28 protein-coding genes are annotated in these 26704 nt (G+C 59.9%); 6 read left to right on the top strand and 22 right to left on the bottom strand.

Going from position 1 to position 26704, the window contains the following annotated elements:
- Positions 1-36: 36 nt before the first annotated feature.
- From X743_RS159415 to X743_RS0135740, 15 genes are all read right to left on the bottom strand, one after another.
- Complete coding sequence (locus X743_RS159415) at positions 37-930, bottom strand: AraC family transcriptional regulator (RefSeq protein WP_023765005.1); 894 nt, start codon at positions 928-930, stop codon at positions 37-39.
- A 434-nt stretch (positions 931-1364) separates the two neighbouring features.
- Positions 1365-2132 carry an SDR family oxidoreductase gene (locus tag X743_RS159420; RefSeq protein WP_023765004.1) on the bottom strand — a complete coding sequence of 256 codons (768 nt, stop codon included), beginning with the start codon at positions 2130-2132 and terminating at the stop codon, positions 1365-1367.
- Positions 2133-2226: 94 nt separating this feature from the next.
- Positions 2227-2802 carry an aldehyde dehydrogenase family protein gene (locus X743_RS1000000173925; RefSeq protein ID WP_280801289.1) on the bottom strand — a complete coding sequence of 192 codons (576 nt, stop codon included), beginning with the start codon at positions 2800-2802 and terminating at the stop codon, positions 2227-2229.
- Positions 2711-3904 (bottom strand): aldehyde dehydrogenase family protein, encoded by a 1194-nt coding sequence (locus X743_RS1000000173920; protein WP_280801288.1) that lies wholly within the window; start codon positions 3902-3904, stop codon positions 2711-2713. Before X743_RS1000000173920 ends, X743_RS1000000173925 begins: the two co-directional genes overlap by 92 nt.
- 26 nt (positions 3905-3930) lie before the next feature.
- Positions 3931-4206: a hypothetical protein gene (locus X743_RS159425; RefSeq protein WP_023765003.1), complete on the bottom strand. Its 276-nt coding sequence runs from the start codon at positions 4204-4206 to the stop codon at positions 3931-3933.
- Positions 4207-4476: 270 nt separating this feature from the next.
- Entirely contained in the window at positions 4477-5415 is a 939-nt protein-coding gene (locus X743_RS159430) for an acyltransferase domain-containing protein (protein WP_023765002.1), read from the bottom strand.
- A 10-nt stretch (positions 5416-5425) separates the two neighbouring features.
- Positions 5426-6373: an AEC family transporter gene (locus X743_RS159435; protein WP_348625896.1), complete on the bottom strand. Its 948-nt coding sequence runs from the start codon at positions 6371-6373 to the stop codon at positions 5426-5428.
- Positions 6373-7251, bottom strand: coding sequence for a triphosphoribosyl-dephospho-CoA synthase MdcB (mdcB, locus tag X743_RS159440; protein WP_023765000.1), 879 nt, complete (start codon positions 7249-7251; stop codon positions 6373-6375). Before mdcB ends, X743_RS159435 begins: the two co-directional genes overlap by 1 nt.
- The gene (mdcG, locus tag X743_RS159445) at positions 7248-7895 is read right to left on the bottom strand and encodes a malonate decarboxylase holo-[acyl-carrier-protein] synthase (RefSeq protein ID WP_031257600.1); all 648 of its coding nucleotides are present in this window, start codon (positions 7893-7895) and stop codon (positions 7248-7250) included. The genes mdcB and mdcG overlap by 4 nt, the downstream gene beginning before the upstream one ends.
- 7 nt (positions 7896-7902) lie before the next feature.
- Entirely contained in the window at positions 7903-8625 is a 723-nt protein-coding gene (locus X743_RS159450; protein ID WP_023764998.1) for a biotin-independent malonate decarboxylase subunit gamma, read from the bottom strand.
- Positions 8612-9556 (bottom strand): biotin-independent malonate decarboxylase subunit beta, encoded by a 945-nt coding sequence (locus tag X743_RS159455; protein ID WP_023764997.1) that lies wholly within the window; start codon positions 9554-9556, stop codon positions 8612-8614. The genes X743_RS159450 and X743_RS159455 overlap by 14 nt, the downstream gene beginning before the upstream one ends.
- Positions 9553-9867, bottom strand: coding sequence for a malonate decarboxylase acyl carrier protein (mdcC, locus tag X743_RS159460; protein WP_023764996.1), 315 nt, complete (start codon positions 9865-9867; stop codon positions 9553-9555). Before mdcC ends, X743_RS159455 begins: the two co-directional genes overlap by 4 nt.
- Before the next feature lie 14 nt (positions 9868-9881).
- Positions 9882-11528: a malonate decarboxylase subunit alpha gene (gene mdcA, locus X743_RS159465; protein WP_023764995.1), complete on the bottom strand. Its 1647-nt coding sequence runs from the start codon at positions 11526-11528 to the stop codon at positions 9882-9884.
- 163 nt (positions 11529-11691) lie between these two features.
- Complete coding sequence (locus tag X743_RS159470) at positions 11692-12483, bottom strand: alpha/beta hydrolase (protein ID WP_023764994.1); 792 nt, start codon at positions 12481-12483, stop codon at positions 11692-11694.
- A 259-nt stretch (positions 12484-12742) separates the two neighbouring features.
- On the bottom strand, positions 12743-13393 hold the full coding sequence (locus X743_RS0135740; RefSeq protein ID WP_051508520.1) for a response regulator transcription factor: 651 nt from the start codon (positions 13391-13393) through the stop codon (positions 12743-12745).
- Positions 13394-14092: 699 nt separating this feature from the next.
- Here X743_RS0135740 and X743_RS159480 point away from each other — a divergent pair.
- Entirely contained in the window at positions 14093-14689 is a 597-nt protein-coding gene (locus tag X743_RS159480; RefSeq protein ID WP_051508519.1) for an AraC family transcriptional regulator, read from the top strand.
- Between the two features lie 72 nt (positions 14690-14761).
- On the opposite strand, the gene X743_RS1000000173915 is transcribed toward X743_RS159480, so the two are convergent.
- Both X743_RS1000000173915 and X743_RS1000000171980 read right to left on the bottom strand, forming a co-directional pair.
- Positions 14762-14887, bottom strand: a complete 126-nt coding sequence (locus tag X743_RS1000000173915; RefSeq protein WP_023764990.1) for a hypothetical protein — start codon at positions 14885-14887, stop codon at positions 14762-14764.
- Between the two features lie 79 nt (positions 14888-14966).
- Positions 14967-15599 carry a hypothetical protein gene (locus X743_RS1000000171980; RefSeq protein ID WP_156934403.1) on the bottom strand — a complete coding sequence of 211 codons (633 nt, stop codon included), beginning with the start codon at positions 15597-15599 and terminating at the stop codon, positions 14967-14969.
- A 74-nt stretch (positions 15600-15673) separates the two neighbouring features.
- Between X743_RS1000000171980 and X743_RS159485 the strand changes: the two genes are divergently transcribed.
- Both X743_RS159485 and X743_RS159490 read left to right on the top strand, forming a co-directional pair.
- A complete protein-coding gene (locus X743_RS159485) occupies positions 15674-17074 on the top strand; it encodes an HlyD family secretion protein (RefSeq protein ID WP_280801287.1) in 1401 nt (466 codons plus the stop codon).
- Positions 17075-17088: 14 nt separating this feature from the next.
- Complete coding sequence (locus tag X743_RS159490) at positions 17089-18654, top strand: MDR family MFS transporter (protein ID WP_032922938.1); 1566 nt, start codon at positions 17089-17091, stop codon at positions 18652-18654.
- Positions 18655-19543: 889 nt separating this feature from the next.
- Here the strand turns inward: X743_RS159490 and X743_RS1000000169805 are convergent.
- Positions 19544-20221 (bottom strand): YoaK family protein, encoded by a 678-nt coding sequence (locus tag X743_RS1000000169805; RefSeq protein WP_198028428.1) that lies wholly within the window; start codon positions 20219-20221, stop codon positions 19544-19546.
- A gap of 195 nt (positions 20222-20416) precedes the next feature.
- Between X743_RS1000000169805 and X743_RS159495 the strand changes: the two genes are divergently transcribed.
- The 3 genes from X743_RS159495 (at position 20417) to X743_RS1000000173910 (ending at position 22254) form a co-directional block, all read left to right on the top strand.
- Positions 20417-21484, top strand: coding sequence for a cupin domain-containing protein (locus X743_RS159495; RefSeq protein ID WP_156934402.1), 1068 nt, complete (start codon positions 20417-20419; stop codon positions 21482-21484).
- Positions 21485-21516: 32 nt separating this feature from the next.
- Complete coding sequence (locus X743_RS159500; RefSeq protein ID WP_031257595.1) at positions 21517-22029, top strand: DNA starvation/stationary phase protection protein; 513 nt, start codon at positions 21517-21519, stop codon at positions 22027-22029.
- A 90-nt stretch (positions 22030-22119) separates the two neighbouring features.
- Entirely contained in the window at positions 22120-22254 is a 135-nt protein-coding gene (locus X743_RS1000000173910; protein WP_280801286.1) for a hypothetical protein, read from the top strand.
- Here X743_RS1000000173910 and X743_RS0135730 read toward each other — a convergent pair.
- From X743_RS0135730 to X743_RS159515, 4 genes are all read right to left on the bottom strand, one after another.
- The gene (locus tag X743_RS0135730) at positions 22240-23178 is read right to left on the bottom strand and encodes an AraC family transcriptional regulator (protein ID WP_051508517.1); all 939 of its coding nucleotides are present in this window, start codon (positions 23176-23178) and stop codon (positions 22240-22242) included. The genes X743_RS1000000173910 and X743_RS0135730 overlap by 15 nt on opposite strands.
- Before the next feature lie 332 nt (positions 23179-23510).
- Positions 23511-24269 carry an ATP-binding protein gene (locus tag X743_RS159505; RefSeq protein ID WP_023764982.1) on the bottom strand — a complete coding sequence of 253 codons (759 nt, stop codon included), beginning with the start codon at positions 24267-24269 and terminating at the stop codon, positions 23511-23513.
- 230 nt (positions 24270-24499) lie between these two features.
- Positions 24500-25246, bottom strand: a complete 747-nt coding sequence (locus tag X743_RS159510) for an SDR family oxidoreductase (protein WP_023764981.1) — start codon at positions 25244-25246, stop codon at positions 24500-24502.
- A gap of 500 nt (positions 25247-25746) precedes the next feature.
- Positions 25747-26625 (bottom strand): LysR substrate-binding domain-containing protein, encoded by an 879-nt coding sequence (locus X743_RS159515; protein ID WP_023764980.1) that lies wholly within the window; start codon positions 26623-26625, stop codon positions 25747-25749.
- Positions 26626-26704: the final 79 nt, after the last annotated feature.

The following is a 26704-nucleotide window of genomic DNA, read 5'->3' as shown; positions in this document are numbered from 1 at the left end:
CTGTTCGACGGCTGGGATCTGGGGTGACACGCAATTTCATAGTCGGCGCCGGAACTCCCTCGGCGTGAGGCCAACCACCTTGTGGAAATTCGCCGAGAAAGATGAGGGTGTTTGGTACCCTACCACGAGAGCGATGTCGGTGATGCGCAACGTCCGGTCTTTCAGGAGCTTCTTCGCATAGGCGATCCGCTGCCGGGTCAGCCATTCATGAGGCGTACACCCGGTCGCCACGCGGAAGGCCGTGCAAAAATGGAAGCGGCTCAAATTGACCAGATCGGCTAATTCCTGGACCCGGATATCCTGCGCAAAATTTGCCCGCACATAGGCGGTGACGCGCTTGACCTGCCAGCCCGCCAGCCCGCGCCGCGGCCCAGACGAGATCGGCATTGAAGTTGCCGAGTGGGCTCTGAGGAGCTGAAGGCACACAAGATCGAGGAGTTGCTCAACGAACAGGTGCGACATCGCGTCTCCCGAACTGATCTCGTCGTTGATCAACGACATGATCGTGAAAAGTTTGGGATCGCTAAAATTTACGCGGTCGAGCAGCTCGGGCTCGCGGCCATTGCCTACCTGATCGGCACACGACAGCAGGCGACTATGTCCCAAGAAGATATTCGAGACCTCGACGGCACCGTCCGCCCGCCACCGACCATCATGCCCTCTCGGTGCGAATGTTATCGTCCCGGCCACCGCGGGAGCGCGAATAACCTGGCGGCCGATCTTCACCGAGGCCATACCATGCCCGGCGTACTTCGCAGCGATGACATGATCTTTCAGGGGCGGTAAATTGTATTCGAACGGCTCATTCCGCCATCGGCCAACTAGCCGGGTATCGCCTGAAAATGCCTCTGGAAACACGGGTGCCGTAATGCGCCGTTGCAAACGACTTATATGAACCGTCGTGTCCGCAAGCGCTTGTTGTCGCCCCATCTGGGATTTCTCGTGTCGAGCTACAAGAGCCTAGGCCATTGCGAAACACTAGCATTCGTCGTTTCGCCCGAAAACATCATTCAAACAGCTAAACCTACTGTCTTGCGCGAATTGGAGCTTCGAATCGTGGCTGCTTTTCTGCCTGTCGGCAGGTCCTCGGCGTGCCTTACACCGCTTGGTTGAACGTCCTGGGCGGGCCCCGGACGCGCTCTGTTAGCTATGATCGCCATAGGCGCGGCTCTCCTGCTTTTCATTGGACGGCATGTCTCCCATTGCGACATCTCCAACTCGCACCGGCCAGTTAGTACTAAATGAGCAAATCATAAAACAAGGCCCCATTCAACGGGGACTCGCGGACCAAAATATCGCGGAACGGAGCTTCCTGGAGCTCTCTTAGGGTTGCCTGTTGGAAGCTGATGCGCAGAGGCCTGCGATCAGCCTCTCACCAAGCCGCCGTCCACATAGACAGTCTGGCCGGTGAACACATCAGACTCCTCGCTGGCCAGATAAGACAGCATGCCAACCAGATCCCGAGGCACCAAAGTCCGCCTGATCGCCTGGGCCTGCGCCAATTGCTGGAACTCTTCGTCTTGCGATCGACCATTGCTGCCCACGCCGCGCGCAAGCACGCCCGGGGTTCTGGTCAGTCCAGGCGCAAGCGCATTGACGGTAATGCCATGGATTCCCAGGTCGCTTGCGAGCCCGCGCGTGAAGCCGATGATGCCGCCCTTACTGGCGATGTAGTGCGACAGTCCGCTGACGCTCAGGCCGAACGTGTTGGAGGCAAGGTTGACGATGCGACCCCAGCCATTGGCGACCATGGTGGGAACAAATGCCTTGGACATCAAAAATGGGGCATCTAGGTTCAACGCCAGAAGCGTGCGCCAGTCTTCCCAACTGATGTCGGAGAAGTCCTTTATCGGATAGATGCCAGCATTGTTGATCAAGATGTCGACCTTGCCGAACTCGGCTAGCGCCTTGAGCCGGATCATTTCCACCTGCACGGGGTCGGTGACGTCGCCGGTAAGAGCGAGGGCCCGTTGCCCCTGCGCCTCGACCAGGCGCCGCGTTTCGTCGCCGACCTTCAGATCGACGGCCACGATGTCGGCGCCGTCTTTCGCCAACCGTTCGGCAAACGCCTGTCCGATCCCTCCCGCGGCTCCGGTGATCACCGCTACGCGAGGCTTGCTCATTTTGGTCATGACGCAATCTTCCTTTCGTCATCATTGAGATGGTCAAGGGTTGGCCGATGGTGCCGAGGGCGCTCAAAGCAGATCGAACTCCGAAACGGTCGAACTATTCAAAGGACTCGACGATCAGCTTGTATTCAATGAAATCTTCGACACCGGCGAGCCCGTTCAACCGCCCGACGCCGCTCTGTTTGTATCCGCCAATCTCCAGTTGATTGGGCAGCTGTGCCCAGTCATTGATCCAGACCATGCCGCTTTGCACCTTTCTGGACACTCGATCGGCGCGCGCTGAATCGCGCGTCCAGATGCTGGCACCAAGGCCGAATTCGGTATCGTTTGCGAGCCGGATCGCCTCGTCCTCGGAGCGAAAGGTCTCGATGGTCTGCACGGGACCAAAGGTCTCCTCGTGCACGATCGCCATCGCACTGTCGGAAATCTCCAGCAAAGTCGGACGGTAAAAGGCGCCCTTTGCGTGCCGGCCTTCGGTGATCGGACCGCCTCGGACCAAAGGGATGGCGTTCTTGGCTATGGCGTCCTCGACGATTGCATTCACCCGCCGCACGCTTTGGTTATCAATCAGCGCACCCATGTCATTGCCGCGATCCAGGGCCGGGCCGACCCTCAGGTTTCGATAACGCTCCGCCAACCCCGCTTTGAGCCTTTTGGCAATCGCCTCGTGCACCAGGATACGGCCCGCCGTGATACAGAACTGGCCGGTGAAAGACGGTCAGCGATTTCTCGATCACCGGCAAAGCCCTGGAGAGGTCGACGTCGTCGAAGACGATGTGCGGCGTCTTGCCGCCGAGTTCGAGACCGACGCGCTTTATCGTCTTGGCCGCGGCGGCGCCTATAATCCGCCCAACCGGCGTGCTGCCGGTAAAGCTCACGACAGCAACATCGGAGCTCTCGGTGATCCATCGGGCGCCATCGCTGCCGCTCTCGGTAAAGATGTTGATCACGCCCGGAGGAATTTCCTCGACTTTAGCAATGAGCCTCGAGAGCAAGTAATTTACTTGCGCTGTCTGCGCCGGCATCTTCACCACCACGGTGGTCCCGGCTGCAAGCGCCGGACCCAAGGCCCGCACCAGCAAGGCGGTTGGCGAATTCCACGGAACAATGATCGCGGTGACGCCGGCGGCTTCGCGCACCACCATCGCGCGCTTGCCCGGTATGTCAAAGACCCGACCATAGCTTGTCTGCGTAAGTGCCGCGGAATAGCGCAGGCCGCCGGGCGTGACGCCGACCTCGAACTCGGCCTCGGCGATCGCCTTCCCGTTCTCTCGGCTGGTCATCTCCGCCAGTTCGGCGGTTCGGGTCTCCAGCAGATCGGCAAGCTTCAGGAGCGCTCGCATGCGTAGGTCGGTATCCCTGGACCAGCGTATATTGATAAAAGCCCGGCGAGCGGCCAGGACGGATTTCTTGGCGTCCTCCAAGCCTGCATCGGCATAGTGTCCGATCACGTCGCCCGACGCAGGATCGATGCTGTCCCTGACTGATGCCGAGCCGACCCACACGCCACCGATCCAGTTCTTGGCAATCGACATGACAGCTCCTTCGCGCTCGCTGAAGCGGGTGAAAACTCGGTCAAGGATTGTCCGCCTGAAAGCCGACGAAGACTGCAGCAGCGAACGGGCTAGCTGGCAAGTGATCGCCCTTGCCAATGCATCCATACGCGTCAGACCGGGACGGCGGGGTACGCCGGGAATGCCATGTTGATCCACCCGTCGTCGGCGTAATAATGGGACGCCTTCGTCTCGGGGATGGCGGGCAGTCAGCCACGCCATCTCCACCTTTGCGTAACCGTCCGATCCTAGTTATGGCCGCCAAGGGTATTCACGTTGGCGCAGAAGGCCGTGAATGGCTGCTGGACCTGACGGGCACACGCATCCTTCATTGCCCCCTGCTTTTCAGCCGGGAGCGAAAAGAATGCGGCCTTGAATTCCTCCATCGGCTTGAGGGTCGTCATGCTCGCATCCGTGTAGAGCGGCTCCATGCTCCTGCGCTCATGCAGAACTTCCTCATTCGCCAGACAGCTGAAAGCCGTAAGGACGAAGGCTGCGCCGAGATAGATGACCTTGCGATTCATGATGTAGTCCTTCTCTGTTAGCGGTTGTCCCAGTGAGAACCGCTTAGCGACAAAGAAATAGCCCCCGCGCGAACTTCTGGATTTCTCAAAGCACTGGTTTTTGTCTATCCGGATAAGCGTCGAGCGCCTTTAACTTCACCGTCAGCGCCAACGTGATCCTGCGATTGGGATTGCCAGAAAGCTCATTTCGCCACGGGGGAGGAGCAGTGGATCGGGCTTGCAACGCCTACGGACACTCTTGTCGCCGGTGCGAGCCGATCCCCCTGGAGATCAATCGCCCGCGTGGTGTTCCAGCCACGAACAGACGCCCGAAATCGTCTTGAATTCATCGAGCGACCGTGCCGAGACGTCGGGATAAGTGCTAGCCACCATCCGGCTCAACGCTGAACCCGGGCCTAGCTCCAGATAGGCTGTTGCTCCGCCCTCGATGCAGCCTTGAAGACAGTCACCCCACTGCACGGTTCGCGATATCTGCATTGCCAGCTTTTCGAAGCCTTCTGCAGTGTTCTCAACGGGAGTGCCGTCAATCCCGCTAAGCAGCCGCACGCCCCGAGACAGAGAGTTCACCATTGGAGCTTGGCGCAGGCTCTGTCGAAAGGCTACCGTCGCCTGACTGAGACGCTTGGTGTGCGAGGCGACTTGTACCGGGATCTCGACCAACCTCGTGGCACCCATCGCTTTTGCGTCGCCGGCGAGAGCTCCAAGTGCAGTACGGCTTCCTCCTAGAACGAAAGAGTCACCTGGGTTGACGATGGCAACGGCGACGCCGCGCAGTTCGCACAATCGGTTGATTTGGTCACGGGGAAGTCCGCGCACGAAAAGCAATCCATCACCTACGCGGGACGCGGTGTCCATGGCCTTCGCCCGACAGGCAACGAGATCCAGTGTTTCCGTGATGCTGAACACACCGGCGACGCCCCAGGCCGCCACCTCGCCGACACTGTAGCCGGCAACGATCACCCGATCAGGCAGTGCGTCGCGCAGCACTGCTCCCGCGGCCAGCGCTTGCAGGGAGCACAGAATCTGGCCGATGAGATTCTGGTGCAGGAAGTCGCTGGCTCCCGTGCGCACAATCTGGCGGGGATCGTGTCCGCCGAGCAATGTCGCGGCATGCTTGAACAAACCTTCGGTCTGCGATGCATGGCCGGTCAAGGCGAACATATCGGCATGCTGGCGTCCTTGTCCCGAGCAGAGAATTGCGAGGGACATGGTGGTCGTCTCACTTGGGAAAGAGCATGGCAATTGCGACTGCCAGCGTCACGATGCTGACCACCGTGCTTGCGGCCACCATCGATCCTATGGTTGCAGAGTCGAGCCGATAGTTCACGGCGAAAAGAATACCAAAGAACCCCGACGGCACCGCTGCCAGCAGGATGATGATGTTGGCTGTTTCCGCAGGCACGGGCACGACGGAGACAACGGCGACCGCGAGCGAGGGCCGAACGATGTCGGCCGCGCCGGTTGCGCAAACAACTGTCCAGTTCAGCCGGAATGGTTGGGCCGACAGAACCAGTCCGGTCAGGAAGAGCGCGACGCCGGGAGCGGCATGCCCGATCAGCAGCAGGCACGCGTCTGTGATGGCGTCCGTCTTGAGACCGCTTAGTGAAAAGACGATGCCGAATGCTGGAGCTAGCACGACGGGTTTCGTCAACGCGCGCCACAGCGAACCAACTATCCGCGTCGTGAACGCGCTGGCAACTCCATCCTGCTGTCGGCTGAGTTCGACAATGATGAGCGAGACGGGGCTGACAATGATGGAGCCGCTCGCCAATGCAACTGCCAAAGGGACGGTTCCAGCGGAGCCGAGCACGTCGGCTAGAATGGGCAGTCCGACGCCTGCAAGATTTGGAAATGCGATCGTCAGACCTTGCAGAGATGCGTCTGCCTTGGTGGCATTGCCGAGCCTGACCTGAACAAAGAACCAGGCCAAAAAAACCAACAGCATGACCGCGCCGAGGATTATGAACAGTGGAGCCTGGGCGACCAGCTCCAAGCGCGGGGCCGAAGCGGTGGCGGCGAACAATGATGCCGGCAATGCAATTTCCATGACAAGCGCATTGAAGCTGTCAACGTGACCATTATCGACGATGCGCAGTCGGCCTGCTCCATAGCCGAGCGCCAACACAAAGAAGATGGGCGTCAACGCGACGATGAGCGTGTTGGCCATCACCGCGATGCCCTTTCCATGGCTGCAACGAAAAGCGTCATGGCGAGAAGGTCGGCGGAACCGCCCGGGCTGAGCCGGCGGGCGACGAAGCTATTGTGCACCGACCGGGCACGCTGCCGCCAGTCGGACCTTCCTACCCCGCCTGACTGGAGGAACCCCAGCGCCGCGCTGCGCGCAAAATCAAGGCCCTCATATCCGCCACGGTGCAGCAGATTGGTGTCCTCCACGGTTGCTATCAGGGCAAAGCATGTTTCGACCCGCTGGGCCTCTGCCTCGTCGGGCGCCTTGAGTCTTGCCCTTTCGAGGGCAGGCAGGCCACAATTGTAAATGCTGGGAAATCCCAGGGCGGCTTCCATGCGAGCGCCGCCTGCGCCAAATCGACGACGCACACGGCCACCATGGCTGTTTGGTGGAATTGCCCCCTCGACGATGCCGCGCCCCCAAAGACGGACCACTCTCGTCCCCAGCGACAGTTCGTGATCGCCCCGGTCTCCCGATTTGGCACCAGCGGCCGCACAAAGCAAACCCAGGCCGAATATGGCCCCACGATGGGTGTTGATTCCCGATGTCGCCGCAAGCATCGCCGCTTCGGCATCAAGACCAATCGTTCTCAGCACGGACATGTTGCGGCCGCTGGCGCCGGCCTCGGCCAGATCCTGGAAATATGGTTCGATGGCATTGACGCTGGCACGGAACATGTCGGCGTCCATGTCCTCGTGACTGCCGCGATCGACGTGACTTACAAGGCCAGGCTTGGGCCAGGTCTCCAATTCCTCCAGCAAGCAATCGCCTGCGATGGTCGCGATAAGCTGCGCTTCGATCGGGACCGGCGCAACCTGGCACGCCCATCTTTCTCTGCGGGTTAGAACATCCGTCATGACGCTGAACCGCTGTTGAAGAAAAGCATCCTGTCCAGCAGGGTGACGTCTGCCATTGTCTTGACCAGGATCTGACGTGAGCCGGAGTGGAATTCCCGCCAGCTGGTTGCAACGCCATCGCTGCGAATGAGCTCCCCGTCCACCCGCATCGGCGCCGCATCGTCAATGGATGCGAGTTCGGCGGTCAGCCCAACGAGGTCTGTGTCGCGCTGAACAGGAAGCAGAAGGTCAAGATCCGAACTCTCGGTCAGATAGTCCAATCCCGTAACGGCGGCCCATGCAAGGCTGCCGAACACCCTTGCTTCGAGAGCGTACCGCGTTGCGAAATCGGTCAGGGCATTCAGGGTGGGTCGCCATGCATATGGAGCAACCCGAACGGCATGCTTCAGCACAGGCGGTGAACAGGTGGAGACAATATCTTGGCGCCGGACGAGAAACGAATGTCGATGTTTGCCCGCGAAGGGCGGCAACGGCAGGCCCACAGGCACACCCTGCCCTTCCCCATGGACCGCACGTCGGCCGATCAGTGGCCACCCCCGGTCTACCCAGCGCGCCACCAGCGGATTGGCGCCCAGGTCCGAGCGTCCCTCAAGCAGGGAGCGCCAGGCCAACGGGCTCACGAAGATCATATCGTGACGGTGCATCGGATGCTCACCGGACCAGGAGCGCAAGGCTGCGGACACGCTCGGCGATGTCCTCGGCCTTGAGCCGGCCGTGTCTCTCCTTGCCGAGGAGACCTCTTCGATCATGCGTATCGGGGATGTCCCGAAGAAGCACTTCCATCTGTTTGGCCAGCGGCACCGCGTCGTCCCAGATAAGGTGTACCGCTCCGGTTTGCGCTAGGTTCTGCAGTCCAGGAGCAAACACTGGCGTGGACGTTGCCTTTTCCTTCAGCACTTCGACGGGCAGCTTCGTCACCTTGGACATTGACGGCAAATCCATCACCGCCGGGCTGGCGCCCGGCAGGCCAATCAGCACTCGGGTCGCCAGTGCGGTCGCCAGGAAAGCCCCGGCGGCCGAGTGGCCGTAGAGAAGGCTTATGGTGGCTCGACCATGAATGTCGGCGTAGATGAGGCACTTGGCGAGGTGTGCCAAAAATTCGTTCAGCCCCAGCAATTCGTCGCGCTTGCTCATGCGCTGGCTGTCGCTGTCGACAAGAACAAGGACTGGACCAATTCCATTCTCAAGGGTGCTCAGGACATAGCTTGAAAGGCGAATGGCCTCGTCGACGCCAAGTGCCGTGCGGTCCGCGACTCCGATGACGAGAGCTTGCCCACCGGACCGAAATTTGCCCCAGCCGGACAGCACGCCATTGTCGTTCTCCACATGATGGCCATTGGGAAACAATGAGGATAAAAGCTCATCGAGCGTCACGACTGGTCCCTCCGATCGTTTCGGCCAGGGAAATGAACCGGTCGGCTGGCAAAGCCGGAACGGAATTGGGGTCGGAAATGCCCTGGGCTTTCCAAATCTCGGTAGCATCTAGGCACGCGCCAAAATGCTTCAGCCGATCTTCCAGGCGATTTTGCTCGGCCTTCAAAGTGTCAATGCCAAAATCCGCGACCGAGCCAAGCAGGTCGAGCGTGGCGCGGCGGAAATCGTCTGCGGTGTCGTCGCAGAAGATTTCGGCGCCGCCGAGAAGCCGTCGGCTCTTGCCGCCCATCGTGCGCCAGACCAAGGCACGGTCGCGCGAATCGAACTCGTCTACACCACGATTGGTCTCGATCACCTCGGGGCCGGATACCGCAATGCGGCCCTGTTCGGATACCGCCAGCGCTGAACAGCAGCCGGCGATCAATCCACCGCCGCCATAGCATCCGGCGCGGCCGCCGATCAGCCCAATGACCTTCACGCGAGCGGTTCGAGCCTCGATGACGGCGCGCATGATCTCAGCGACGGCCAGTTCACCAGCATTGGCTTCCTGCAGGCGCACGCCACCTGTATCGAACAGGATCAGCACGGGAATGGACTTCATGTCGCGTGCAGCGCGCAGCAGGCCCGTGAGCTTGGCGCCATGGACCTCTCCAAAGGCACCGCCCATGAAGCGGCCTTCCTGTGCGGCGACAAATACCGGCGAACCAGCCAGATTTGCCTGCCCGACGACGATCCCGTCATCGAACTGCTCGGGCAAGTCGAAAACTTTCAGATGCGGACTGACTTCGCGCATCTCAGGCCCGATGAATTCGATGAAGCTTCCGGCATCGACCAGCAGTTGGATACGAGTCCGCGCCGACGCTTCATACCAACTCGCTTTTGCCTCTGGATTCGCGGTCGCCCTGGCAGCGTCTGTGCGAGATGCGTTCATTGGTCGTCCTCCATCAGTCGTGCCGCCTGTGCCAGCCGAAGCGATACGGTGTCTGGTCGCGCGCCGCCGTCGTTGATGGAGAATTTGAGCCCGCCAGGCGAATAGCGTTCGACAAAATCGGCGATCACCCTGTCCCAGACTTCACCGAAGCCTTCGGCCGGGGTCTTGATCTCGACCACACACTCGATTTCGGCCAGAACACGCTCCGCCAACACTTCGAGGTTGCCGGAGGCCACCACGCCGATGATGGCCATTGTCTTGTTTCCGGTTGCGCGTCGCGGAGTGTGGTGTCGAAAGGTCAGGTCTTCCATCGTGGTTGCCTCCTTCACCAGTTCCGGAATTTTGAAGGCGGCACATAGAGCCCGCCGGACCATCGAACGAGATCCTTGATCGATCGCGCCGCCAGCATGTTTCGATCGGCATCAAGCGGATCAATGCCGAGGTCTTCTGGCCGGCGGATCACCCCACGCCCGCGCAGCCTCTCGACGATTTTTGCATCCCGGCCGCGACCGACTTCGGTGTAGCCGGCCACGCCGCGGATCGCCTGCTCACGCTCGCCCGCGTCGCGGCAGAGCAGCAGATTGGCGATACCCTCCTCGGTGACAATGTGGGTGACGTCGTCACCGTAGATCATCACTGGCGCCAGCTCGAGGTTCAGCTTCTCGGCAAGCTCCAGGGCTTCGAGCTTTTCCACGAATAAAGGCACATTCTTGTCGCCGAAGGTCTCACCGATCTGCACAACCAGCTTGCGGCCGCGACGCATCAGCGCCGACCCGTCGGGGTCGGCCTCGCGACCGGCCTGCAACCACGGCTGGCTCGGATGGCGTCGCCCGCGAGCATCGGCGCCCATATTCGGCGCTCCGCCAAAGCCGGCGACGCGCGAAGTGGTGATCGTCGATGAATTCCCCTGCAGGTCGATCTGGAGGGTAGAGCCTATGAACATGTCGCAGGCATAGAGACCGGCTGTTTGGCAGAGCGCCCGGTTTGAACGCAGCGAGCCATCGGGCCCGGTGAAATAAACGTCCGGCCGCGCACGGATGTAGTCCTCCATTCCCACTTCGGAGCCGAAGGAATGGATCTGCTCTACCCAGCCGGATTCGATGGCCGGGATGAGTGCAGGATGTGGGTTGAGCGCGAAATGCGTTGCGACCTTGCCCTTCAAGCCCAGTTTCTCGCCATAGGTCGGCAGCAGAAGCTCTATCGCCGCGGTGCTGAAGCCGATGCCGTGGTTCAGTCGCCGCACCCCATAGGGGGCATAAACCCCCTTGATCGCCAACATGGCCGTCAGGATCTGAGCCTCGGTGATCAGGGCCGGATCGCGCGTGAACAACGGCTCGACGAAGAACGGCTTGTCTGCCGCGACGATGAAATGCACACAGTCTGCGGGAACATCGACGCGCGGCACCTTGTCGAGGATCTCGTTCACCTGGGCGATGACGATGCCGTCCTTGAAAGCCGTGGCTTCCACAATGGTTGGCGTGTCCTCGGTGTTGGGACCGGTGTAAAGGTTGCCGTCTCGGTCGGCGCTGACAGCCGCGATCAGCGCCACATTTGGCGTGAGATCGATAAAGTAGCGGGCGAACAGCTCAAGATAGGTGTGGATCGCCCCGAGCTCGATCTTGCCGCCGAACAACATCCTGGCGATGCGGGCGGATTGGGGGCCGGAATAGGCGAAGTCCAGCCGCTTCGCCACGCCGCGGTCGAACAGGTCCAGATGCTCAGGCAGTACGACCCCGGATTGCACCATGTGCAGGTCTTTGACCTTGGCGAAATCAACCGAGAGAAGTGCCGTGCTGAGCAAGTTCGCCTGCTTCTGGTTGTCGCCCTCCAGGCAAACGCGGTCGCCTGGACGAATAACGGCTTCTAGCAGTGCGGTCGCATCACTCGCGGCAACGATCTTGCCCTTGGCCAGCTTGGCTCCCGCTTCAAGGCGGGCATCTTTCGACTGCCGGCCCTTCCGCCAATCGGTCATGTCGAAGCTCCTTGCATGGCGGGAAGCATGGTTTTGCATGCCGACGGCGAATGAGGACATACCGTCGACGCCGTTGGCTCAAACGGGCATGAAACGGGGGTCAAAAAGAAGCGCTTGCGGATGCCGGCTCACTTCGTTGAACCGGCACCAGGATTTTGCCGTCCTATTTCTGCGTGACTTCCCGGCTCTCGGCGGTACGCGCCGCCTCGGCGATCACCGCCGCCACTTCCTTGGGATGGGATTCATAAACAGAGTGGCTGGCGCCGGGAATGACCGTGATCGGCGCCTTGGCGCGCTCGTAATACCACCGCTCGAGGTTAGGATTGATGATCTGATCATCGCCTGCCACGATGCCCCAGCTTGGCTTCGTCGTCCAAGCCGCTGCCGTCAACGGCGTGTTGAAGACCTTGCTTGCGGCAAGCACCTGCGCGCGCGATGCGAATTCCGTCACCTCACGCGGTAGATCAGGCGCGAACAATTTCAGAAAATCGGGCTGGTAGAGATAGGTGAATTCATCCGGCGTCACCTTGATCGCGCCTTCGGTCTTGGCCAGCACGCTTGGCATCTTTTTGCCGAGCGTTCCTTCATCTTCTCCGACGTCAGGGGCATGCGCTGCGACGTATACCAGGCCGACGACGTTGGGATGCACACCTGCCTCGGTTATGATTGAACCGCCGTAGCTGTGGCCGACCAGAATTGTCGGACCATCCTGAAGATCGAGAATCCGCTTGGTTGCGGCAACATCGTCCGGGAACGAGGTTTCTGGCTCCTGGACGATGCTGACGTGGAACCCATCCTTGGCGAGGATCTCGTAGACGGGCTTCCAGCCCGATCCATCTACCCACGCACCGTGGACCAGGACGATATTCTTGATGGACTCGGCGCTCGCCGGAATGGCGGTCGAGGCGAGGAAAAGGCCGGCCGCGATGGCCAGGTTGGATTTGATGTTGTTCATTTGAATGGCTCCTGATTGCCCCTTCAAAATAATCAGGGAGTTCCTCGGCGTATTTTCTCAAAACAGCATCGCTTTCGACTTCGCACTTCACCCAAAGCCACGGGAAAAGGACGCCGTGAATGTCTGTGCCCAACCGCGCCGAGAGCCATATCGGTCGCGGCTGCTCGTTGGGACAGATGAATTCGGCTGGGGTGGGCCTGCCCAATCAGCAAGTATGGCCTTTGCTCATCGCGTGACGGATCCAGAGCTCTCGTCTCGATCAGTCGCCGTGAATGCCAAGGCTTGCCGCCATGCGAACCAAATGCGCTAGCGACGTGGCGCCCATTTTGCGCATCAGATTGCCGCGATGTATCTTAACCGTGATCTCTGCGAGACTCATCTCGGCCGCGATCTGTTTGTTGAGCAGCCCTTTGCTGACATGTGTCATCACCTCCGCTTCGCGCGGGGTCAACGCATTGTAGCGATCGCGCAGCAAAGCGACGGTCTTTTGCAGGACCCTCCGCTCGCGATCCCGTTCGATTGCAAGCGCGACCGCATCCAACATGTCCTGGTCGCGGAACGGCTTGCCCAGGAAGTCGACAGCGCCCGCCTTCATGGCGCGCACCGACATCGGGATATCGCCGTGCCCGGTCATGAACACGATCGGAAGATCTATTCCGGCCTTGAGGAGTTGGTTTTGGAAATCGAGACCACTCATGCCCGGCAGCCGGATATCAAGCACAAGACAGCATGGTACCTCCGGGAGCTTCGCCTGAAGAAATTCCGACCCTGAGCCGAACAGCAACACCTCCAACCCAACAGACCGGAAGAGATTGGCGAGCGCGTCCCGCAGTTGCACATCGTCGTCTATGACGATCACGCACGGCTCGACAGGCCTGGTGGCCTTCAGGGCGCGCTGGGATCCAACCATCAGGCAACTCCTGCCACGCACGACAGCCGCATCCTGAAGGTCGCACTGGCTCTCTTCTTGTCAGACAAGGAGAGCTGCCTTTCCGACATCTCAAGGGCGGTGGGGACCTTGATGCGTCGCAGCAGCGCGTCGGCAAGGACTAGACCCTGGATCGACATGTACGTTGTCCCGCGGGTTGCATTCATCCGGACGCAAGTATCGTCAGATTGTGCAGCGTTGCCAAGCCTTCGAGCGCATCCGTGAAATCTATCGCGATCGCGTCCTCGTCCGTGGCCCGGCGGTTCGGTCAAGCGTCACCCAACGCACCTGTGCTCCATACGAACGTATGGGCTGGCCAGCACTACAGGATATTCGGCGATCCGCCCGTATAATTGAGAGATTCCTGCCCGGAAATACTCTGGCACGGCAAATCATTTGATGGGGTTCAGAAGATAGGTGCCGATAGCGAGAGCCAGATTCTCTTGCTTTTCACGCTTGGGCATGACCTGCCGCGGGCCGACCTTAGTCTTCAAAGGCCCTTGAAAACAGGGATCCATCACGATGTCCGTCCACACTCTCGCTCGTCCTGTTGCAGGCGTCGTATCGTCTGCGCCCTTTGGCCTGCTTGCAGCAAAAGCCGCGCACGTGTTGCACGCGGGTGCGGGTGCTCCAGTCCGCGTGGTTAGACCCCCGCCACCGGCGATCGCGGAATCGACCTTCATGATAGGTCTGCCGCACATGGGTGTGGTGCTGTCACTGTCCGCGGAAGTTGCCGCTAGAGCTCCGGCCGACGCCGGTCTGCCGTTTTCAACGGCCTGCGATGCTGTGGCAGCCGACCCGGTGATGCAGCGGCTGCTTAGCCAGCTCGACATGTCGAAGTGCGACGAGAGTGACCATGGGGTCTATTGCGACGCCATCCGGCTCGCATTGGTCGCGCGATGGCTCAGGCTGCGGTCGAATGACCAGGAAGAGCCGACAGATGCGCTTCAGAAATGGCGGTTGAACCGGGTGACAGCCTGGATAGAGGAGCACCTCGACGAACCGATCTCGCTCGCTGACATGGCGAAGGCCGCCGGCCTTAGCCGCATGTATTTCGCAGCTCGGTTTCGGATTGCAACCGGCCTTCGTCCACACGATTACATTCTTCGGCGACGTGTTGAGCGGTCGAAGGAGCTGCTGATGCAGACCAGAAACAGCCTTGTCGATATCGCCTTTGATGTCGGGTTCCAGACACAGGCTCATTTCACCACTGTGTTCAAGAGATTTGCCGGCACGACCCCGGGTCGCTGGCGCGCGATCAATAAACACTTCGCATGAAGAACAACGAGCTTCGGTGACGGGCTACGCTCGCCACCGCGCGGGCTCAGGTGGCCCGCATTTCAGACAGAGTCAGGCCATGCGAGGCGTCTGGCTCTCCTCCTCTCCCATGGCGGCATGCCCCTTGATCATCCACCCGCCCGGTTCTGCAATCTGCCAGGCCGGGCTGGAACCGTTCACGCCGTCTTCGGTGATCACGCTGAATGGACCTGGCAAGGCTCTGGTGACACATTCGAACGTCCTCGACGAACGACACCTTCGCGAGCCTTCGGCTTTCTCATTGCCGACAGCGAAGCCGAAGAAACTGGAAGACGTTCCTCGTTGTCCGGGGTTCAGTTGGCATGATTGCCGCTGATTGTCCGACCTTGTGGATCCCGCCCCTGACTACAGCTGCTGGCCAGCCAAATCCTTCTGGCACAATTTTGTCGGCAAACATCGGATGTGGCGCAAAAATAAGAGCGATTACCAAGGAGCTGACAGACGGGCGGTCGCTTTGAGCAGGCATCGCCAGCAACGTGCAATGCCATACCTCCCCATCCAGGACCCACGTCGCCCGATTCAATGCCGGCGAACGGGAAGACAACGCTCGCACGCATACGCGTCGAAGATGGCTGCGGCTTGGCTGCGAAAGTGTCGACAGCCGATCACCGCAACGGTCACCGCCGCAGAGCAAGCTCATCGCTTGGCCCCATCGCACGAAAAGGAAATCATCGCCATTTTCGAGCACGGCGGCCTTGGCGAGATAGGGCGAGAGCAAACCGAAGCGCTCCGGTTCAAGATTCTCAGCCGGTCCAACGCAGTTCGATCTCGTGAACCAATCCGTGACCAAGCAACGCGTTGCGGCCTGGATATCACTGTCGCGAAGACAGATGGCCGCTGCCTGGTGCTGAACCGCATTCAAGTCATCCATCTTGTTTTCTCCTGCAGGTGCCAGATCCCATCCTGCCTAGACTGTGGAATACGAGGCGTATTCCACTCAGGAGAATGGATTTTCGAGAAAGCACCGGCCGGATGGCTGCTGCGAACTTCTCGCTAGCCACCGGGTTACGATCCACAGCTTTTGGATGGATATGCCGCACTGAATTTGCCCGGCCGTGGCCGGCGATGTCGCCGCCCTGGCTGAATGCACCGCAGCGCCCTCCCGACAGGCGCAGTAAGCGATGGGCGTGTGCTTTGAAAAAAGCACACGGGATTTCTGAAAGATCGCTGCGCGACGCTGAAGCATTATCCGCACAAACAGACCTTGCGTCGGGAGCATTCATGAGCGCTGTCAGCCACGCCGCATCGACGATGGAAAATTCGTCGCCAGCGCCGGAAACGCCGAAGCCGCGACGACTTCCCAGGCTGATTTTGCTCAGCACGGTCGGGATACTCGCGCTCGGCGGTGCCGCCTATGTAGGCTGGCAATACTGGACCGTATGGCGGTTCGAACAATCGACCGACGACGCTTACGTACAGGCAAACGTGGTGACAATCGCGCCTCAGGTCGCCGGTCATTTGGCGACGATCCGAGTGCGTGACAATCAGCATGTGAAGGCAGGCGACGTGCTGGCGACGATCGACCAGCGCGAGTACCAGGCGGCTGTGGATCAGGCAACGGCGGATGTGGCCGAGGCACAGGCCACGATCGCCACCATCAAGGCAGAATTGATCGAGCAGCAGGCACTTATCGATGAAGCGAACGCTGCCGTCAGGGCGGATCAGGCCGCCCAGCTCTATGCGGACCAGAACAAAACGCGCTTCGGTACCTTGGCAAAGTCAGGGTTCGGGACGGTACAGGATGCACAAGAGGCCACGTCGCAAAGCGGGTCGGCGGATGCGGTCGTGGCCAAGGACAAGGCAGCTTTAGAGGCGGCACAGAAGCAGGTCGGCACGCTCAATGCGCAGCAGGCGGAAGCCAATGCGACCTTGCTGCACAATCAGGCCGTCCTCGAGCAGGCCAGGGTCAACCTTGGTTATACGGTCATAACCGCTCCGGTCGATGGCGTCGTCGGGATGCGCGAGATCAGGCTTGGGCTCTACGTTCAACCGGGCATGCAACTCCTTGCGATCGTGCCGACGGCAAAGGCCTACATCATCGCCAACTATGAGGAGACGCAGCTTGCCGACGTCAGACCTGGCCAGCCGGTGAGAATCGACGTCGATGCGTTTGCGGGCCAGCCGGTGCGTGGAACCGTCAACAGCATCGCTCCGGCCAGCGGCCAGGAATTCGCACTGCTGCCGCCAGACAACGCCACCGGCAACTTCACCAAGATCGTCCAGCGCATTCCGGTGAAAATCTCGATCGACAACACGGACCCTCTAGCAGGATCACTGCTCCCCGGCATGTCCGTTACGACAACGATCGACATCCGCGAGGCCACCGCCACCACGACCGAGAATTAGCGGCGGACGCCACGATGGTTTTGCAAGATCGAAATACTTTCGCCGGCGATCAGCAGGCTGCCAGCCTGCGTGCATGGATCTCGGTGTTCGGGTGCATGGTAGGCGCCCTCATGGCCGTATTGGACATCCAGATCACCAACTCCTCGCTCCCTCAGATAGAGGGCGGAATCGGCACCGGCGTCGACAACGGGACGTGGATCTCGACTTCCTACCTGATCGGCGAGATCATCATGATCCCGCTGACGGACTTCCTGAGCCGTGTCTTTTCCTTTCGCCGGTTCCTGCTCGGCTGCACGTGCCTGTTCCTGGTGTTCTCGGTCGGCTGCGCGTTTGCCGGCAATCTCGATCAAATGATCATCCTGCGCGGGTTCCAGGGCCTCACAGGCGGCGTAATGATACCGATGGCATTTACGCGCGCCCTCACAACACTGCCCCCACGACAACAGCCGGCCGGACTGGCCGCATTCGCGATGACGGCAACTTTCGGACCGGCCATAGGGCCAACGATCGGCGGCTATCTCACCGACAACTTCGGATGGCAGTACATCTTCTTCGTAAACGTCATTCCGGGCGGGCTGATGATTTGCCTGCTATATCCCACGCTCGAACGGCAGAAAATGAACCTGAGCCTGCTTCGGGAGGGCGATTGGTGGGGCATAGGCTTCATGGCCGTCGGGCTTGCTTGTCTCCAGACTGTGCTTGACGAAGGCAACCAGCGTGGCTGGTTCGATGCGCCGTCGATCGTGCATCTGTCGGTCGTCGCTGTGGTGGCCGTGGCGATTTTCGTGGCGATCGAACTGACCGTCGAGAAACCGGCCGTGCAGCTTCGCATCCTTGCCAATCGCAACTTCGCGCTCGGCACGCTGGCCAATATCGGTGTCGGCGCCGCGCTGTTCGGCTCACTCTATGTCCTCCCGAGCTTTCTGCAGGAAGTGCAGGGGTACGATGCCGGCCAGGTTGGTCTGGTCCTTGCTTGGGCTGGCCTCCCCCAACTTCTGATCATCCCGTTTGTACCCTTGCTGCAAAAGCATTTTGATTCGCGCCTCATCGTCGGCATTGGGCTCGCGATCTTTGCCGCCAGCTGTTTCCTGAACTCACATCTCAGCTTCAATGACAGCGGCCATCAATTGATGAACGCCAACATCATTCGCGCCATAGGCCAGGCCGTCGTGATTGCACCGCTGGTCGGCATTGCAATGATGGGCATTCCAAGGGAACTGTCGAGCGCCGCTTCAGGTGTCTTCAATATGATGCGCAGTCTTGGCGGAGCTGTCGGAACCGCTGCCCTGGCTACGGTCATCAGCAAGCGCGAGCAGTTCCATTCCAACATAATCGGGCAATCGGTGACACCGTATGGCACCAGCACTCAGCAGTTCCTGTCCGGAATGCAGCAATACTTTCTGGCTCACGATACCTCCGACAGCGATCTTGCGCGTCATCAGGCCGAGGTCGTGCTGGGAGAGCTCGTGGCGCGGCAATCATTGATCCTCGCCTTTTCCGACGCCTTCTATGTCATCGGCTGCATCCTTCTGGCGTGCGCATTGGCGGTTGCGCTGACCAGCAAGAAGTCGGCCTCCTAGAGGTGGGACTGACACCTGGGGCACCTTCCGTCATGGGCGGCGTGCCGGGATAGGCATCTTGCCGGATCAGCGGTGCGCGACGGGCGATCCTGAAATCGCCGCGGCATTTGGAAAAGAATATCTTGTTCGCATCGGCAACATTGATGATGGCCCAGGCATCCGGGCGTCGCGCCGGAAAAGCCATAACCTCCGCCGTCGTCCCCCACGGCATGAGGATTTCTGCTCGCGAGCTCGCATCGCCCTCCCGTGCGAGATCCGTTCCGAGCGGCGACACCGATGCCTGGGCCACTTGCTTTTAGATCGCGATGGAATTGGCTTCCGGGCGCGTTCCCACGCCTGGCAACGACAGCTCCCGGCGGCTGCGGCGATCTCCGCCAATCGACCCCGTGTCCAGAACCCCAAAGGCGACAGCCAGCCACTGCCGTGATCCTGCGAACCCGGTCGAACGATGATGCCCCGACGGTCTTTCTCGATATGCTAGGCGTTTCTTGCAAGTTCGGGGAATTACACGTCCGGCAACCGAAGCATCCCGCCTGACGGACCACCCGACCAGGCAATCGGGACGAGCGCACCAGCACTTCAGCGCACCGCCAAGCTGAATGACGAATAAGGCCGTCAGAGACTTGACGGCCGTTTGGCGCCCGGTGAACCGGTGTCAGTCTCTTTTAGGGCGGCGGGCTCCTGGGAGTTTATGGTCGAATCTCCGGTACCGTGCGCGCCGGCGCCTGCCAGTTTTCTGCCATCGACGATCTGATATTCCGCACGGATGGGTCGGCCTTTGGACCAACACTCCAGGATCTCCCGAACGCCAGCTGCATAGGGAGCTTGCGCAGAAGGTCCGCCGATCGAGTCTCCTAGGTGAATGACCGCTGACCAGTCGAAGGGATCATCACAGTTTCCTGTCGACACAAGCGCTGCGAGCCGTTACGAGCGCCGCGCCAAGAATGATCGCGATCGCTAGCCCCAGGCCGCCCAGGCCCACGGCTCTGAACACCACGGCACCGGTCGCCACGCCGAGCAGGAAGCCTAGCATGATAGCCGCCGTCTGCAGCAGTCTCGGGGGAACACGGCCGGTGAGCAGACTGTCCGCCAGATCGATCGACAGTTGGGTCGTGTTGGAAGTCATCACGTTGGTCGATCCGTAACCGGAGAGCAGGAGGCGCGCGGCGGCGCTCTGTATCCCCATGGCCGCCAGACCCAACAAAGCCGGTGCAACCCCCAAGTTTTTCGGGTCTCCGAATAGAGCGGTAGCTGCCAAGCCCGTCAGCAACAACGCCTCCAGGACGAGTGCCACAACCAGAGCCCAATGCCCCTCGCCCGCAACCTTCCTGACGACACCGGTCACTATCATCCCGGCAAGAACGAACACCGGTATTGCCAATGTCTTCAGACCAACGCCAGCGCTGGGGTCGACCAGCTCGGAACCGGCGACGACGAAGCTGCCGGTCGCCTGGGCGACGAAGAATCCCGCGAAAGCCAGGAAGGTAAAAGCATCGACATAACCGGCGACGAATGCCAGCGTAACGGGAAGCCCTGGGCCGGGGGTGAAGGCATGGGTGGTTTTCACGGAGCCAGCCCTGTTTGCTGCGGTTACACGGTACTCCGACGCTAAGGGGTTGGGATCTGGCGAGAAATAATCCGTCTGGAGCACGGCTTAGCCAAACCGTATTGGTTGCCACATATGGATGTATGAGCCGACCAAACCAGCATCCGATATTGCCGGAGCAACGTTCGTTCTAGCTTCCTGTCGATCGACTTACCGATGATGGGAAGCACAATGGCTAGCACCGATTCCAGATCCCGCCACGTTGTATCGCTCGCAAAGCGACCGCCAAGATCCAGTGGTTCCCATGGCTTCATCACACATATGGACGGAGCCGATTTGCCCATGCTTCGCGGCCTTTCAATGCGCCACCTGCTGTTGCGCCCGCAAGGCTTGCGAGAGCCTCATTGGCACGCCAATGCGCACGAGCTTGGATATTGCCTCCGCGGCAAGGCGCTGATCACGATCGCTGGCAATCACGCGGAGCGGGAATGCTTCACAGTCGCACCCGGCGAAATGTTTTTCGTGCCGTCAGGTGCCATGCACAGCATCGAAAACATCGGCGACGGCAACGCCGAGTTCGTGCTTGCCTTCTCGCACGAGAAACCCGAGGATTTCGGCATCAAGGCGGCGTTCGGCGCCATGACCGATGCTGTGCTTGGCAACACCTACGATCTGCCGGCATCGGCCTTTGCACGGCTCGAGCGGTTGACGCCAAGCGGCAACATTGTTGCGGTTGCACGTCAGCCGATCGTCGAAGAGCAGGCACGTCACGTCAATCGGTATAAATACAGCGTGGAAGCAACGCCGCCCCAGATCGATTTCCCGGCGGGCACCGCGCACACCACCAAAGCCGCGCTCTGGCCAGTCCTGCAAGACATCGCAATGTTCTCCGTGACCATAAGCCAGAAGGGAATGCGCGAGCCGCATTGGCACCCGCGAACCGCCGAGATGGGTTATGTGGCCGCCGGCCACGCGCGTATGACCATCCTGGATCCCGACGGACGAGCCGACACCTATCTCATCGGTCCCGGCGACGCATACTTCATCCCGCGGGCTTATCCTCACCATATCGAGAATGTCGGCGAGGGAATGCTCCATCTCTTGATCTTTTTTGATCAGGTCTCCCCCGGAGACGTCGGCTTTCGCTCGCTGATCAATGCTTATCCGCGCGATGTCCTCACGGCCGCTTTCGGCGTCGCCGAGTCCGACTTGCCTCCCTTCCCCTTCACTGAAATCGATCCCTTGCTGGTGTCGCGCATCAACACCATCGATCCTGTTCAATAGCTGACATCAACCCGACCAACCTGGAAGAGGTCATGACCATGACTATGCGCACAGCACCACTTCGAACACCCACCGATCTCGGCGCGAATGCCACCAAGGATATCGCAGCAGCGCTCACCACCCTGCTTGCCGATACTTTCGCGCTTTATCTGAAGACCAAGAATTTCCACTGGCATATGTCGGGCCCGCATTTCCGTGATTACCACCTTCTGCTGGACGAACAGGGCGCCGAGATCTTCGCGATGACCGACACCATCGCCGAACGCGCCCGCAAGCTGGGAGGAACCACGCTCAGATCTGTCGGCCATATCGGCCGCGTTCAGCGGATTCCGGACAACGACGCCGAGTTCGTCACACCTGCAGACATGATGGCCGAGCTGGCAAGCGACAACCGGCAACTGGTCGCGTTTCTGCGCTCGGCCCATGCGACGGCGGAAGAACACAGTGATGTCGCCACGACCAGTCTTATCGAGGTGTGGATTGACGAGGCCGAGCGCAGGATCTGGTTCCTCTTCGAGACAGGCCGTACGGCCCACGGCACGTGAACTCTCAATGGCTGAGGAAGTGCCTTAGGCTAATACTCAGCCATCCCGTCAAACACGTCAGGGGCGAAAACCCGGCCACAGGCCGCCGCTATGTGCGAGATCATTGCCGCGGCCCAATTGGGTGATCTTGCAGCCCGCGAATACGGCCATCGCGTCGAGAACATCTTCGGGTCGCGCCCGACGCTGCCGGCGCTGGGGTCCGACGGCGGATCAGATCGTGTTTGAACCGCTGCCCAAAGCCTGTAATCGGCGCCAATGCCCTGGGCTGACGCCGGCATTTTGTCTGAAGGCGGTCGAAAAATGACTTTGGCTCGAGAACCCGCACGCGAGTGCGATCTCGGCGATCGAATGAACTGAATCGGCGAGCAGTGTCTTGGCGCGCCTCGTACGGCGCTCAAGCTGCCATTGATGCGGCGCCATTCCGGTTGATCGCTTGAAAGCTCGACCGAAATGCTCCACCGACAGCCCGCACTCCTGCGCCAGCTGCGCCAAGGAGACATCCAGGCACGTGTCGATCAATTCCTTTGCACGACGCTCCTGCCACGGCGCCAAACCACATGACCGTGGGCGAGTGGCCCTCCTTGAAGTGCCATATCTGCCCATGACACTGAAGCAGGCAGCGTCAAGTATGGTGTCGATGAGCAGGTCTCCTGTCATCGCCGGGCGATCGAATGCAGCGACGGCCGCCGCGCCCAGGTGACGTATCACTGGGTCATCGAAGCCGACTGTTGGGGAATGCGTAAGCTCCACGAATGCCGGCATGTCGTTGCGTTCCGCGTATGCCTTCATGCTTGAAATCGGCATATGGAAATGCACGGTATGGCCGGCATCGTTTTGAACGACGCGAGGATCCTGCCTCAGATCGATGACATAGGTATTGCCCGCCTCGGCAGGATTGCCCGATGCAAATCGATCGTTGAGCCAGAACTCTTGCCGAACGTGCTGCAGATGAAGCACGATCTGGTACGCCTCGTCGCAGCCAAGTGAAGCACTGAGGCCGGATGGGGCCGTGACGGACTGGATTTCCGAGACGGAGAGAAACCCGCTCTTCAGTCTGCTGTGAAAATGGCTACGGGCCGCCGACGAGCCAACGAATTCAGTCAGTTTCCGGCTATAGTCGCCGCCCGGTTCTTTTTCCAACGTTTCCATGAGGACGGACCCGCTCGGTGAAATCCACGTAACCTATCCTGATGAGATACAAAGTGACATCAACGGAGTAAAATTCAATAGAAAAATTTGAGACGACGCATAACCGGCAAATAGGCTAGAAATTTAGCATTGGTATCCGAAATATATAACAATATACAACTTTATAGCCACCGTATCCGTGAAAATGTCAGTTCTGATTTTGCCAATAACCGTCACAAATATTTAATTGTTTTCTTTATCTATTCCGCAAGTTATCGGTTTTTCCAAAGAGCTAGACCCGAAATGAGTATCCGCATATCGCAGATGTGCCAAATTCATTCACGTGCGATTGCCTACGCGTGAATGGGGAGCCGGATCGTGAAAGTGGAACCGCATTTGTTACCGGCCGAGGCCGTGATCTCACCGTTGTGCGCCTCGACGATCGAGCGACAGATCGAAAGCCCCATGCCCATGCCTTCGGTCTTGGTGCTGTAGAAGGCGTTGAAGAGCTTCAAGGAATTAGCAGGGGCGAAGCCTTGCCCATTGTCCATAACTTCTATGACGACGCGGCCCTCCGCACTTTGGCTGGCGATCTGGAGCACACGGCCGTCGACAGCGTCCATGGCCTGAATTGCATTAATAACCAGATTGATGATCACCTGTTGCAATTGGACCCGGTCACCAAGCACCCGCGGTAAAATCGGATCTAGCGACAGGCTGACCTCGATCCGATGCTCGACAAGTTCGCGCTGCAGGAGAAGCAGTGTCTCGTCGATAATATCATTGACGCTGAGCGGAAAATGCTCGGCATCGGCGTTTCGCGCCAGCGCGCGCAAACGGTCGATGACGTCACTTGCCCGCCTCGCATTGCTCACGACCCTTTCGAGTGAGGTACGGGCTGCCTCAATGTTCGGTAGGCCGCGACCTAGCCAACGGATGCCGGCTTCGCCGTTGGTGATAACCGCGGCAAGCGGCTGGTTGGTCTCGTGTGCCACGGAAGCGGCAAATTCCACGAGTGAGGTAACGTGAGATGGACGGGAGAAATCTCCCAGCTTCTCGTGCCCAGCATTCTCAGTGTCACGACGGCCAATAGTCCCGGTGTTGAATTCCATGGTTTCCTCCGACTTACAAATCCTGGCCAGCACCGAGTCATTGCCGGCGCGTCAACGAAGCTATTCAGCCAAAGCGCCTGATGGCGTTATCGATGGTGAAGTCCACCTAGCCTGCGGCATGGTTTCAATGCGGTTGCCGCTCCACCCTCGAGCTCGCGAATGCACCGGGGTGAAGACAAGTCGGCCACCTCCCAGCGCGACGTTGGAAAAACTGCGCTTGCATTGCTGCCTCACGCTGGTCCGCCGCCGCTGACCAACAGATGCTGGCCGCTAACGAACCCAGCCAGATCGCCGGCGAGATATTCGGCAGCGTCGGCAACGTCCTCTACCGATCCCATCCTTTGCATCGGTCTGAACGATTTCACGAACTCGCGTACTTCCGAACGCACACCATCAGTGAATATCCCCGCCCCCTCGATGGCGGTGGGCAGTATCGAATTTACGGCAACTCCACGGTGGCCGATCTCCTTGGCCAGAACCTGGACCAGAAACTGAGCGGCAATCTTGCTCCCTCCGTAGAGCCCCCGACCAGGCAGCGGAAAAGCCGTATTGCTCGTACCGACATAGATGATCCTCCCATTGTCAGCCACGCAGCGAGCAGCTTGCTGGAGGGTAAAGAAGGTGCCTTTGGCGTTGACCGCGAACAGTCGGTCAAAATCCGGCTCCGTGAAATCATCCACGGGTTTGGCGACCAGTTCTATGCCCGCGTTGGCGACTACGATGTCGAGCCGACCGTACGTTTGAAGCGCTGTATCAAACAGTCGCCTAATGTCGCTTACGCGGGCGATGTCCGCCTGGATCGCAGTCGCGTGACCGCCGCTGCGAACGATATCCGCCGCGGCCTGTTCGGCCAGAGCACTGTTGCTTGCATAGTTCAGGACAACCTTGGCGCCTCGGGCAGCGTAACGCTCCGCGATTGCACGGCCTATCCCTCGACTGGAGCCAGTTACCAGCGCCACTTTTCCATCAAAACCCATGATTCATCCCTAGATAAAATACGGTTTCACCGCATCAACACTAGGAGATACCAGGCGCACCTACGAGTATATCTTGGAAAATATGTGAAATACCGAATTTTTCGGATATTTTCAGCTCTTTACCCATCACTGATCGCTCCGAACAAGCGGCGCAGTGCGATCGAGGGCCCCTTCCGCGAGAAACTGCATTGCAAACTCTTGTTGGATCATTGATGCGGCGGTTTGCCGGGAGGCGTGGCACCATTGCGCAAGAAATGCTGCCTGAACCTCGCGCCGAAGGCACGGGTGTAGAAGCTCGCCGGCACCGCAGATGCGGCTGCCTCCTCTGAGGAAGAAACGGCGTATAAACCGCAGTCCTGCGCGCGTCCGCAACAGGGACGTTGTCGCGCGCAGGACGGAGGAAATTCGCCCCCGCCGCGGGCGGTTAACGGGACAGCCGTAAAAGCGTCAGCATAGCGCCGGCCGCAGGACGCGACGCGGGGACCGACTGTCCCCGTCCGCTAGGCGGCGAGGCGGTCGGCTAGTCCGGCCTGCGAGCATAGCCAGACGAGCAGGCTGGTTAGCTCTGGCCGCGTCTCACCTTCGTGCAGCAGCGCGAAATGCCAATGTGGATCGCCGATCACATGGTCGAACGGGGCAACGAGGCGTCCCTCGTTAAGCATGGGCTTGAATAGTTGGCGCGGAAGCAGCGCCACGCCATTGCCGGCAACCGCGGCGTCCGCGTTTAGGTCGTGGCTTGGATACTCGATACCGGTATACTGAAACCGAACGTCCTCAGCAGCACCTGCCTCCCGCAACCATCGCGCCCAGTCGGGGTGCGGCAGCAGCACGCAGTTGGCCAAATCCGAGACGTGTCGAAGGCAGTGACGACTTGCCAAATCCGCAGACAGCATCGGCGTAAGGTCGACCGGAAAAAGAGCATGTGCCTGCCACCCCGGCCAGCGGCCAGTCTTTCCAGTGCGAATCGCGATGTCGAAGCTGTCCTTCGATCGGAGGTCAGCCGAGACATCCAGTTCAATGGCTCCATCGGGATTATCCCTTTGATATCGCTCGACCCGGGAAGCAAGCCAGCGCGACACAAAGGTGGGTGGGGCTGTAATTCGGATGATCGGGCGCGCGCAACGAAATTCCTCAAGCGCGAGATCAATCTCACCCAAAGCTCCGTCCACGCGTCTCGCCAGAGCCATCGCATCCGGCGTCGGCACGACCCGCGGCCCCCGTCGCACGAACAGCGTTTTTCCGAGCTCCTGTTCGAGCGTGCGTATGCGCAGACTGACGGCGGCAGGCGTCAGGAAGAGTGTCTCTGCGGCCGCAGCAAAGCTCCCCGACCTTACGCATTCGCCGAGAACCCGCAGTGACTCCACGGACGGACGCTTCATAAGTTTTCCTTGTTTTGATCGAAAGGAACGAGCGTTTTGTCAGTGCAGGCGAAGGTGTCAAGAGAGTTCTCCGGAATAG

Origin of the sequence: Mesorhizobium sp. LNHC232B00, assembly GCF_000502435.1 — a bacterium.
Classification (GTDB): Bacteria; Pseudomonadota; Alphaproteobacteria; order Rhizobiales; family Rhizobiaceae; genus Mesorhizobium; species Mesorhizobium opportunistum.
The sequence above is the reverse complement of the archived record's forward strand: the minus strand, read 5'-3'. Positions and strand labels throughout refer to the sequence as shown.